The 10,297-nt window shown below is 67.7% G+C and carries 13 protein-coding genes; 12 read left to right on the forward strand and 1 reads right to left on the reverse strand.

Going from position 1 to position 10,297, the window contains the following annotated elements; translation table 11 throughout:
* Nucleotides 1–66: 66 nt before the first annotated feature.
* From U9980_RS08600 to U9980_RS08610, 3 genes are read left to right on the forward strand one after another with little or no spacing between them, the layout of a single operon-like run.
* A complete protein-coding gene (locus U9980_RS08600) occupies nt 67–246 on the forward strand; it encodes a hypothetical protein (protein ID WP_322750364.1) in 180 nt (59 codons plus the stop codon).
* Nucleotides 243–1,601, forward strand: a complete 1,359-nt coding sequence (locus tag U9980_RS08605; RefSeq protein WP_322767445.1) for an aromatic ring-hydroxylating dioxygenase subunit alpha — start codon at nt 243–245, stop codon at nt 1,599–1,601. Before U9980_RS08600 ends, U9980_RS08605 begins: the two co-directional genes overlap by 4 nt.
* Before the next feature lie 7 nt (nt 1,602–1,608).
* A complete protein-coding gene (locus U9980_RS08610; protein ID WP_322750362.1) occupies nt 1,609–1,824 on the forward strand; it encodes a hypothetical protein in 216 nt (71 codons plus the stop codon).
* A 24-nt stretch (nt 1,825–1,848) separates the two neighbouring features.
* Here U9980_RS08610 and U9980_RS08615 read toward each other — a convergent pair whose 3' ends face one another.
* Entirely contained in the window at nt 1,849–2,505 is a 657-nt protein-coding gene (locus U9980_RS08615; protein ID WP_322767446.1) for a TetR/AcrR family transcriptional regulator, read from the reverse strand.
* A 345-nt stretch (nt 2,506–2,850) separates the two neighbouring features.
* On the opposite strand from U9980_RS08615, the gene U9980_RS08620 reads away from it, so the two are divergent.
* The 9 genes from U9980_RS08620 to U9980_RS08660 all read left to right on the forward strand — a co-directional run.
* Nucleotides 2,851–3,129 (forward strand): hypothetical protein, encoded by a 279-nt coding sequence (locus U9980_RS08620; protein WP_322767447.1) that lies wholly within the window; start codon nt 2,851–2,853, stop codon nt 3,127–3,129.
* 134 nt (nt 3,130–3,263) lie between these two features.
* Entirely contained in the window at nt 3,264–4,550 is a 1,287-nt protein-coding gene (locus U9980_RS08625) for a substrate-binding domain-containing protein (RefSeq protein WP_322767448.1), read from the forward strand.
* Nucleotide 4,551: 1 nt separating this feature from the next.
* Complete coding sequence (locus U9980_RS08630) at nt 4,552–5,982, forward strand: sugar ABC transporter ATP-binding protein (RefSeq protein ID WP_322767449.1); 1,431 nt, start codon at nt 4,552–4,554, stop codon at nt 5,980–5,982.
* Nucleotides 5,979–7,049 carry an ABC transporter permease gene (locus tag U9980_RS08635; RefSeq protein ID WP_322767450.1) on the forward strand — a complete coding sequence of 357 codons (1,071 nt, stop codon included), beginning with the start codon at nt 5,979–5,981 and terminating at the stop codon, nt 7,047–7,049. The genes U9980_RS08630 and U9980_RS08635 overlap by 4 nt, the downstream gene beginning before the upstream one ends.
* Nucleotides 7,050–7,131: 82 nt before the next feature.
* On the forward strand, nt 7,132–7,572 hold the full coding sequence (locus U9980_RS08640) for a nuclear transport factor 2 family protein (RefSeq protein ID WP_322767451.1): 441 nt from the start codon (nt 7,132–7,134) through the stop codon (nt 7,570–7,572).
* Nucleotides 7,573–7,582: 10 nt separating this feature from the next.
* Entirely contained in the window at nt 7,583–7,753 is a 171-nt protein-coding gene (locus tag U9980_RS08645) for a hypothetical protein (RefSeq protein WP_322767452.1), read from the forward strand.
* Nucleotides 7,750–8,634, forward strand: a complete 885-nt coding sequence (locus U9980_RS08650; protein WP_322767453.1) for a nuclear transport factor 2 family protein — start codon at nt 7,750–7,752, stop codon at nt 8,632–8,634. The genes U9980_RS08645 and U9980_RS08650 overlap by 4 nt, the downstream gene beginning before the upstream one ends.
* Nucleotides 8,635–8,702: 68 nt before the next feature.
* Nucleotides 8,703–9,530 carry an SDR family NAD(P)-dependent oxidoreductase gene (locus U9980_RS08655; protein ID WP_322767454.1) on the forward strand — a complete coding sequence of 276 codons (828 nt, stop codon included), beginning with the start codon at nt 8,703–8,705 and terminating at the stop codon, nt 9,528–9,530.
* Between the two features lie 100 nt (nt 9,531–9,630).
* On the forward strand, nt 9,631–10,297 hold a 667-nt coding region (locus tag U9980_RS08660), incomplete at its 3' end, for an SDR family NAD(P)-dependent oxidoreductase (RefSeq protein WP_322767455.1).

Here is a 10,297-nt window from a genome sequence, read left to right on the forward strand (position 1 = left end):
CTCCTAGTAAACAATCGCTCGATCAATTAGTATTGGGGAGCGCACAGAAGTGCATAGAGGGGAGCTGTGATCCTGATTGCTGGCACCGTCGAGCTGCTGCATCCGCAGGACCGAGACGATCGCGTCCCACGAGTCGTGCTCATCCAGTGGGTTCTGTCCTGTTTCCGTATCTTCCACGCCGGCGCGGATGCGGCAGCCCGCAGCGCGCTCGGGACTCCCACCGCCTTGATCGAGGACCTGTCGTGACGGAGCTTGCGCAAGCCGAGCAGAAGGTGGCGGCGCTGTCGGGCCCGTACCAGCGCCTCCTCGACGAGGACACCCATGAGGTGCCCGCCGTCCTCCGCCTGCAGCACAACTCCTGCCTCGGCACCGAGGACATCCCCGTCCGGCGCTACACCTCGCGGGCCTATCACGAACGTGAGAAAGAGCGGCTGTGGTCCAGGGTGTGGCAGTTCGCCTGTCGGGAGGAGCACCTCCCCGAGCCCGGCGACGTCGTCGTGTACGACATTGCCGGCCGCTCGTACCTGCTGGTCCGTCAGGCGGACGGCACCATCCGGGGCTACGTCAACGCGTGCCTGCACCGTGGTAGGCGACTGAGGGATTACGACGGCCACTGCGACGGCCTTTTGCGCTGCCCCTTCCACGGCTTCGCCTGGCGACTCGACGGGAACCTCGCCGACGTGCCGGCCGGCTGGGACTTCCCCCAGCTGCCGGACCGTGACCTCACCCTCCCGCAGGTCCGGGTGGATAGCTGGGCGGGATTCGTGTTCCTCAACCCCGACCCCGGCGCCGGACCGCTGGAGGAGTTCCTCGGCGGGATCATCGCCCACTTCGCTGACTGGGACCTGGGCTCGGCCTACGTCGAGGTGCACGTGGCCAAGGTCATCCAGGCCAACTGGAAGGTCGCCCAGGAAGCCTTCTGCGAGGCCTACCACGTCGCGGGCACCCATCCGCAGATCCTCCCCTGGCAGGGCGACCTGCTCACACAGGTCGACGTCTGGGACAACTTCGCCCGGGCCATCACCCCCGGCGGTGTTACCAGCCCGCATCTCACCTGGGTCCCGAGCGAGGAGGAGATGCTGCGCTCGATGCTCGACGTCCGCGACGGGGAGACCAGCCCGATCACGCTGCGGCCAGGTGAGCGCATGCGGGCGGTCGCCGCCGAGCTGGCCCGGACGCGGTGGCGCCCGCTCGCCGGTGACCAGGTCGACCGCATGTCGGACGCCGAGATGATGGACAGCATTGACTACACGGTGTTCCCCAACTTCCATCCCTGGGGGGCGTTCAACCGCATCGTCTACCGCTTCCGGCCCAACGGCGACGACCACCGCAGCTGCCTCATGGAGGTGCTGCTGCTGTCACCCTTTCGCGGACAGCGTCCGCCTCCGTCGCCCGTGCGCTGGCTCGCCGCGGACGAGCCATGGAGCGCCGAGCCGAGGCTCTCATCGCTCGGTAAGGTGTTCGACCAGGACACGTTCAACATGGCCAACGTCCAGCTCGGGCTGGAGACCACACTTCGGTCTGGCGTGCTGCTGAGTGAATATCAGGAGTCCAAGGTCCGCTGGTTGCACCGCACCTTGACCGAGTGGATCGGGGAGTGAGGAGCAGGTGAGCGAAGGCATCCACCACCCGTTCACGGGCGCTCTCTATGAGCCCGACGGCGGCCTGGTGCGGGTAACCACCAAGGACGGCCGGGTCGGCCACTTCAGCGTCGACGGCCGCTGGGTCGGCGGAGAACTCCGCGATGCGGACCCTCAGCTGTGCGTCTGGATCGGCGGACCCCGGTACACCAGTAATCGGGTGGAATCCCCGCCTGCGTCCTGACGCCGCCGGGCCGAGGTGGCGCGCTCACCCGGCCCGGCGAGGCGCCGCCCGGCGCGGATGGCGCACGAGGTCCCCGGCGAAGAGGGCCTCGAGCCCGTCGATGGCCCGCCGGTGGTACTGCGGATCCGCCATCTGCGCGGAGACGTCGGTCAGGCCCACGAAGATGGTGCGCATCACCGCCTCGATGACCTCGCGGCGTTCCGGGTCGATCTCGCCGAACTCGATTCCGGCGTCGACCATCGGCGCTACGAGGTTGGCGCCCTCTCCTGGGCTGTGCGGGATGGCCGACCGCAGTTCCTCATGGCGCATGCGGTCGACGCGCACCGTACCGAGGAACCGCGCAATAGAAGGATCCTCGCGATTCATCTGGTACACGGCCTCCATAACGGCCCGGAACTTGCCGGAGAAGGTGCTCTCCTCGTGCATCGCGCTGTTGAGGCGCTCGTTGACCAGCGCCGCCAGCTCCCAGTACACGGTCAGGTACATGGCCAGTTTGGAGTCGAAGTAGTAGTAGAGCGCACCCGTGGTGATGCCCGCCCGTATGGCCACGTCCTTGTTGGTCGTCCTCCCGTAGCCGTTTATGGCGAACATCTCCGCGGCCGTAGTGATGATCCGCTGGCGGGTCTCAGCTGCGTTGGATGCCGGCGGCCGCCCCAGTCTCGGCGCCTTGGACCTTGGCAAGCTTCAAGCCCTCTTTCTGTCGGTCGCCGAGCCCCGCTGACGACAGTACGAATTTGCCGGACTTCGACCACGCCCAGCCGGGACGACGAACAGCGCGACCCGGAGCCGCCTCGTCCGGCTGACAAGCGGCACGTTGGCGGCGGGACAGCCCCTGGCCCGGCAGCCGGCGCCTTCAGCCTCTCGCAGTGTAACCAGTCAGTATGTTACCAGCATCGGCCGCTAGTCAAGGACAAGCTTCCGAGCCGAGCCGGACGGGGCGCTTCGATCACGAGTTTAAATTGACTGGTTGATTACTTGTGTAGCCTGCGTCACACTGACGCCTGATTGCCGACGACGGAGGCGCACATGGCAGTGCTCGGGTGCAGGGTCGCCTGGGAGACCGGCGCGATGCGAGACATCGCTCGCGCCTTGCCGCGTGAGGGCGGCCAGCTCGCGATCGACGGCCGCGACGACGGAATGGCCAGGGGCTCGCTCAACGAGTTCGACGGCGGGCCTGCGGTCGCGGTCATCGCGGGCGAGGTTGTGGGCGGCGCGGACAGTGCGGCCGCGCTGCTTGCTGCCGGCGTCACCTGGAATACCACGGCGTTCCTTTTCCCGGTAGCTGGCGAGACCATCCGCGACTGACCGGCGATCTCGACGCACCGGCACCTCATCTTCATTCTCGACAGCAGTCAGCGCACCAGCAACTGACTGATCAATCATATCCTGGCCAGCCGGCTGGCGCCGTGCTGTTACCTTAGATGGGAGCCTCCATCGTCATGCTGAAAAAATCCACGTGGCCACGGGCGATTACCGCTGGCACCTTGGTCCTCGCCGCCGCCACGTTCCTGGCGGCCTGCGGCGGTACCGAGTCGGCTTCAACGGGCAGCGGCACGACCGCCAGCTCCGGCACCAGCACGTCGAGCGGCGCAACCGACTTAGCTGCGCTATCCGCGGTCGTGGCCAAGTACAAGCAGGCACCCACCACCATTCCGATCTCCACGCCGCTCAAGCAGGCTCCGGCTAAGGGCAAGACCTTCGTGTTCCTGCAGTGCGACGTCGCGCAGTGCACGCAGTTGTCCAAGGCGTTTGCCGCCGCGACAGCCGCGATCGGCTGGGACCTGAAGGTGATCCCGTACAAGTCGGCAAATCCGGCGACGCTCATCGCGGGTATGGAACAGGCGCTGCAATACAACCCGGTCGCTGTGGGACTGACGGGCATCCCCGGGATCGCGTGGCAGTCGGAGGTGCCTGCCTACGAGAAGGCCGGCGTGCCTATCGTGGTCGGCCATGTCGGGCCACAGGCGATCACCAGCACCATCATCGCCAACATCGACAACGAAGAGAGCGTGCAGACCACCGCCAAGGTGCTGGCCGACTACTTCATCGTCAACTCTGATGGGAAGGGCAAGATCCTCCAGTTCCAGGTGCCGGACTTCCCGATCCTCGGCGCCTTCGACCAGGCATTCCGGGCCGACGTGCAGGCGTCCTGTTCCGGCTGCTCGGTCACGCAGCTCACGGGCACCATCAGTGAGGTGACCAGCGGCGGCTCGACGGCGGCTATCGTCTCAGCACTGCAGCGCCACCCGGAGGTCACCTGGCTGGTCACCGACAACGGGCCGTGGGTGGACGGCCTCCCCGCGGCGCTCGCGGCGGCGCACCTGAACGTCAAAATCATTGGCGGGGGGGCCGACGTCACCAACGAGACCGACATCAAGGCAGGGACGGTGACGGCCTTCACGGGCGTAGCCCTCAACTACAGCGCGTGGGCCATGGTGGACGCCGTCCTGCGCCACCTGGAGGGCACGCCCATCCCTGCCAGCGAGGGCTTGCTGCCTCTCCAGTTGCTCGTGAAGGACGAGAACTTCGCCGTGTCCGAGTCCTACGACGAGCCCGCAGACTACGCAGCACAGATGGAGAAGCTTTGGCACGTGGGGCCTGAGCCCGGCGCCGGACGAGGGCGGGGCGACGGCGCCTCGCCCCGTCCTTCGGGTTCGCGGCCTCACCAAGTCCTTCGCGGGGACGGTCGCCCTCTCGGATTTCGATCTGGACATCGAGCCCGGTGAGGTGCACGCCCTCGTGGGCGAGAACGGCTCGGGCAAGTCGACGGTCATCAAGATCCTCGCCGGTTACCATCGCCCTGACCCCGGCGGCGAGGTCGAGATCGACGGGTTGCCACTGCCCTTCGGGTCCGCCCATGCGGCTCACGAGATGGGCGCTCGCTTCGTGCACCAGGACCTCGGGCTCGTCCTGCAGCTGTCCGTGGTCGACAATCTGTACCTGAACAGCGGGTTCGCGTGCAGGTTCGGGACGATCAGGGAAGCGGACACGCGGCGGCGGGCGACGGCGCTGCTTCGCCGCGTCGGCGTCCAGGTCGACCCCCGCACACCGGTCGCCGCGCTGTCGCTCGCCCAGCGCACGGGCGTCGCCGTGGCCCGGGCGCTGGAGGGTGAGGACGACCACCAGGTCAAGCTGCTCGTCCTCGACGAGCCGACGGCGACGCTTCCGGAGAACGAGGTGCACCAGCTGCTCGACATGGTGCGCCGGGTCGCGGCGCACGGCGTAGCCGTGCTCTACGTCAGCCACCGGCTGGACGAGATCTTCCAGGTCGCCGACAACGTCACCGTCCTCCGCGACGGCCACCTGGTCACAACGGTGCCCGTGTCGTCGCTTGACAAGCGGCGGCTCATCACTCTGCTGGTGGGTGACGAGCTGGGTGAGCTGCCCACCCCCGAGCCGCGCGGCACCGACGGCGTCGTCCCCGCCCTCAGCGTGCGGGGCCTGCGGGGCTCGGGGGTGCGGGGCGTGACCTTCGACGCCCGGCCGGGCGAGATCATCGGCTTCGCCGGGATCACCGGGTCGGGACGCGAGAGCCTGCTGGGCACGGTCTTCGGCGCCCTGCCCCGCCTGGCCGGGATCGTCGAGGCGAGCGGCCGCCCGCTGCCGCCATACGACCCGCGGGCTGCTATCGCCGCCGGCCTGGCCTACCTGCCGCCCGACCGCAAGGTCAGCGGGGCGATGATGGACCTGTCGGCCCGGGAGAACCTGAGCATTTCCGACCTGCGGCAGTTCTGGCGCGGCCTGTTGCTGCGGCGCGGGGAAGAGCGAGCCGAGGCCCGCCGATGGTTCGAGCGGCTGAGCGTGCGTCCCGCGGGGGCGACGGAGCGACCGCTGGCCAACTTCAGCGGAGGCAACCAGCAGAAGGTGCTTTTCGCCAAGTGGCTCCGGCTCCACCCCAAGGTATTCATGCTTGACGAGCCGACCCAGGGCGTGGACGTAGGCGCCAAGGGCGAGCTGCACCGCCAGCTCCTGGCCGCCGCCGCCGGCGGGTCCACCATCCTCGTCAGCTCCTCCGACCTTGAGGAACTGGTCGCCCTTTGTCACCGGGTGCTGGTGCTGCGCACCGGTCGGGTCGTCGCCGAGCTTCACCGGTCGTCCGTCACCACTGCCAACATCTCCCACGCGTGCCTCGGCGAGCAGGAGGTCGTCAGCTTATGAGTTCGCGGGTTACCGTGCCGAGGATCAACCTCGGCTTCAACAGCTTCAGCGGGCTGTACCTGCTGGCCCTGTTCGTCATCGTGTTCGGGATCTGGACGCCGCACCTGTTTTTGACGGCTGCCACGGTCCAGTCCGTCGCCTCGCAGCAGGCCGTCACGGCAATGCTCGCGATCGCCGTCCTCATCCCGCTCACGGCAGGTGCCTACGACCTCTCGGTCGGAGCCACGATCAACTTCTCCACCATCATCTGCGTGTGGCTGCAGACAGACCAAGGGTGGAGTATGTGGCCGGCCATCGCCGTTGCCATCGCTGCCTGCGTGGTGATCGGCGTCATCAACGGCTTCGTCATCGTCCGCCTCCGGGTCAACTCCTTCATCGCCACGCTCGGCATGGGAAGCATCATCACCGCCGTGCAGGACATCGTGTCCGGGCAGAGCCAGCCCACGCCGCCGACGACGACGTCGTGGACGAACCTCACTCGGCTCAGCGTGGCAGGGTTCCAGATCATCGTCCTGTACCTGCTCGTCCTGGCCCTGATCGTGTGGTGGGCACTGGACCACACTCCCGCCGGCCGGTACCTCTACGCCAGCGGCGGCAATCCGGAGGCGGCGCGCCTGGCCGGCGTGAGCGTGGGGCGCTACACGTGGTTCTCCATGATTGCCTCGGCCACGGTGTGCGGCATCGCCGGCGTGTTCTATGGGTCGCAGACAGGCCCATCACTCACCTTCGGCGTCGGCCTGCTCCTGCCCGCCTTCGCCGCAGTCTTCCTCGGCTCGACCCAGATCAAGCCGGGTCGCTTCAACCTGTGGGGCACGATGCTGGCCATCTACGTGTTGGCGGTCGGCGTGAAGGGCCTGCAGCTCATCACCGGGGTGCAATGGCTCGCCGAAATGTTCAACGGGGTAGCCCTGGTCGGCGCCGTCTCCTTCGCCATGTACCGCCAGCGGCTGGTCCAGAGCCGCGCCCTCGGGCGCAGCGACGATCCTCTGCCCGAGGTCGCAGAGCCCACGCCGATCCGCACCGAGGACGTCGCCGGACTTGTGCCGTCCCGGACTGGTGACGGATGATCATCCATTGGCTGGTTACCGACAGTAGCGGTTACCGACAGTAGTGGCCGTCGACCTCCCGGTCGTGAGGAAGGGGAGCAGCATGGATGCCGCGGACCGCATCGCGATCGCCGACGTCGTCGCCCGCTACTCCGATGCCGTCAATGCGAACGACGCCGCCGCCTGGGAGGAAACGTGGGCGGAGGAGTGCACGTGGCAGCTCGGTCCGGACCGCGTGCTGCGTGGCCGCGACGAGGTGGTGGCGTTCTGGCGGGCGGCCATGGCGAGCTTCGAGTCGGTGCTGCAGATGGTGGGCCACGGTCGCGCCCGCGAGGAGGGCGACGGCGCTGTGGGTTCATGGACGGTGTTCGAGGTGGGCCGCCGTGACGGGGTCAATGGCTTGGTGATCGGCTGCTACCAGGACCGTTACACCCGGCAGGAGGGTGCCTGGCTGTTCGCCGAGCGCCGCTTCACCGCCACCTACCGGGGCGGGCTGCCAGACGGGAGCTTCACCGCGCTCCCGTCGCTGCCGGGAAATTTCTGAGGAGGTGCGGATGGCTATTCGACGTCTCGGACCGCTGGAGGTGGCCCCGATGGGGTTTGGCTCACTGATGCTGGACATCGAACAGCGGGCACTGCTCGATGCAACGCTGGACCAGTTCGCACCTGTTGGCGCTTCGCTCCTGCCTGCTGGACAGGCCCGTGATGTCGAGACGGGCACATGAGCGGCGCAACGGCGCCGATCCCCGGCGAACGGGCGGACCCTGGGCGGGAGCGGGCCGAGATCCTGAGTCTGGCGATCCGCTTCGCCGACTTGTGGGCGGTCGATCCGCACCAGATGGCCGACGAGACCTACGCCCCGTCGATCCACATGGAGTCGATGGCGAGGACCACCGTGGTCGACGGCATCGACATGCTCCACCGGCTCGAAGAGCGGCTCGCCACGATGGTCCCCGAACACCGCCACGAGCTCGTCCGCGTCCTCGTGGATCCGCCGGAGGCGTTCCTGGAGACAACCGTGGTGGGCCCGACGACCGGCGAGTACGCCCAGGCAGCCCTGTGGTGGCGGGTGGGCGAGCCGGCCGCCGGACAGGCAGTCCGTCAGGTCGTCGACGAGGTCGGGTGGTTCGACTGGGCCCACCGTCGCGCCGACTCGACGGCCAGCCGGGGAACCGTTCCACCCGACGACCGCCGATGGCGTGGCGGCACAGACTGGTATGACCGTCTGGTCAGTGAGGCGGTAGCCGCATTCAGCGCTGACCCAGCCGCGGCCGCCAGCCGCTACCTTTGCGCTGACCCAGTCGCCACTCACGTCGGTCATACCGAGATCAGCGGGCGCGGGCCAGTCCTGGACGTCGTCGAGCGGTTCTCCGCCGTCCTCTCCCGATGCCGGATCGAGGTGAGCCGGGTCATCGGGGACGGGGCTGTTGTTGCGGTGCTGTTCACTCTCGGCAATGCCACGACACAGACCAGAGGGACGCTGGTTGCCACGCTCGACGCCGACGGCGCCGCCCACAGCGTCCGTCTCTACCTGGACTGGGATCATGTTGCTGCGGACTGCCAGGCGCTGGTCCCGCCGCGCAGCGATCCAGCGGCCGATCACTGAGCGCGATCTGTTGACAAGCGTCCAGGCGAGCCAACCCGTACCCGCCGCGAATATGGGAGGACAACACGATGGAGCAGCTCAGCGGAGGAGTCGCTGTCGTAACCGGTGCGGCCAGCGGCATCGGCCGAGCCGTCGCTTCGGCGTTCGCGCAGGAGGGCATGCGCGTCGTGCTGGCAGACATCGAGGCCGCCGCCCTCGATGACGCTGTAACCGAACTGCGCGGTGACGGGCATGACGTCCTGGGCGTCGTCACCGATGTCTCATCCGCCGAGTCCGTCTCCGGCCTTCGCGACCAGGCTGTCGATCACTACGGCACTGTCGATGTCCTGCACAACAATGCAGGCGTCGTCACCGCCGGACTGATCGAGGACATCCCGCTCGCGACGTGGCGGTGGGTGGTCGACGTGGACCTCTGGAGTGTCATCTATGGCATCCGCGCCTTCGTGCCGCTCATGAAGCGCCAGGGGCGTGGACACGTGATCAACACCGCCTCGACCGCCGGACTCCAGGCCAACCCCGGCATCGGCCCGTACAACGTCGCCAAGTTCGGCGTAGTCGCGATCACTGAGACCCTGCGCGTCGAATGTGAGGGGACGGGTGTGAACGCGAGCGTGCTCTGCCCCGGCGCTGTGAACACCAATATCGTCCGCGCCGAGCGGAACCGGCCCGCGAATGTCCCCGAATCAACCGGCGCTGTCGCGGAGCGGTTCGCGGCCAGCTCCACCCGCCTCCTTGGTGAGCAGGGCATTGCCCCGACCGCGGTCGCGGCCATGGTCGTCGACGCCGTGCGGTCCGAGCGGTTCTGGATCATCACCCATCCCGGCTGGATCGATGTCGCCCGCGACCGGGCTGCGGCGATGGCTGACGGCAGCCTGGTTCGCCGGTTCGCCGGGTAGGGCCGTTTCACGGCGTTGTATCTCGCGCCATGGCGGGACCTCGATCCCGTCGTCGTCCGCTTTGTTGGAAACCTGGCACCGAAGAGAACAGAAGGAATCCATGTCCAGCCTTTTTGACATCCGGGGCAAAGTCGTCGTGCTGACCGGGGCCAGCTATGGCCTCGGCGAAGTCATGGCCCTGGCCCTCGCTGATGCGGGCGCCGACCTTGTCCTCGCCGCCCGCAGCGGCGAACTCCTCCAAGCGGTTGCCGACGCTTGCACGCACAAGGGCGTCAAGGCCACCGCCGTGGTCGCAGACGTCTCGAAGGAGGAGGACGTGGCGCGGATTGTATCCAGGGCGATCGAGAGCTACGGCCGCATCGACGTTCTGGTGAACAACGCCGGGATCTCCGATCTTCGGGGCCTGCCTGCGGAGAACTTCGACCTGGAAACCTTCCGCCGTATCGTCGACGTCGACATGGTCGGCGCCTACCTGCTTGCCAGAGACGCCGGCCGGCACATGCTGGCGGCAGGGTCCGGCTCGATCATCAATATCTGCTCGATCCTCGCCAGTGGGGCCAACGAGCTCAGCGTCATCGGCTACACCGCCGCCAAGGGCGCTCTGCTCAACCTGACGTACCAACTTGGCTGCGAGTGGGCCGACCGGGGCGTCCGGGTCAACGCCATCTCGCCGGGGTTCATCGTGACCCCGATGACGGCGCCCGGCCTCGAGGGTTTGGGCGTAGCGGAGTACGTCGCCAGCCGGACCCCGATGCGACGTGTCGGCC

The sequence above is a fragment of the Protofrankia sp. Cr1 genome (assembly GCF_963555865.1).
Taxonomy (GTDB): domain Bacteria; phylum Actinomycetota; class Actinomycetes; order Frankiales; family Frankiaceae; genus Protofrankia.

Bases quoted from the DNA above. Each gene is read 5' to 3' on its own strand.
- U9980_RS08620 (WP_322767447.1), top strand. From the start codon at position 2,851: ATGGCAGTGCTCGGGTGCAGGGTCGCCTGGGAGACCGGCGCGATGCGA.
- U9980_RS08625 (WP_322767448.1), top strand. From the start codon at position 3,264: ATGCTGAAAAAATCCACGTGGCCACGGGCGATTACCGCTGGCACCTTG.
- U9980_RS08635 (WP_322767450.1), top strand. From the start codon at position 5,979: ATGAGTTCGCGGGTTACCGTGCCGAGGATCAACCTCGGCTTCAACAGC.
- U9980_RS08640 (WP_322767451.1), top strand. From the start codon at position 7,132: ATGGATGCCGCGGACCGCATCGCGATCGCCGACGTCGTCGCCCGCTAC.
- U9980_RS08645 (WP_322767452.1), top strand. From the start codon at position 7,583: ATGGCTATTCGACGTCTCGGACCGCTGGAGGTGGCCCCGATGGGGTTT.
- U9980_RS08650 (WP_322767453.1), top strand. From the start codon at position 7,750: ATGAGCGGCGCAACGGCGCCGATCCCCGGCGAACGGGCGGACCCTGGG.
- U9980_RS08655 (WP_322767454.1), top strand. From the start codon at position 8,703: ATGGAGCAGCTCAGCGGAGGAGTCGCTGTCGTAACCGGTGCGGCCAGC.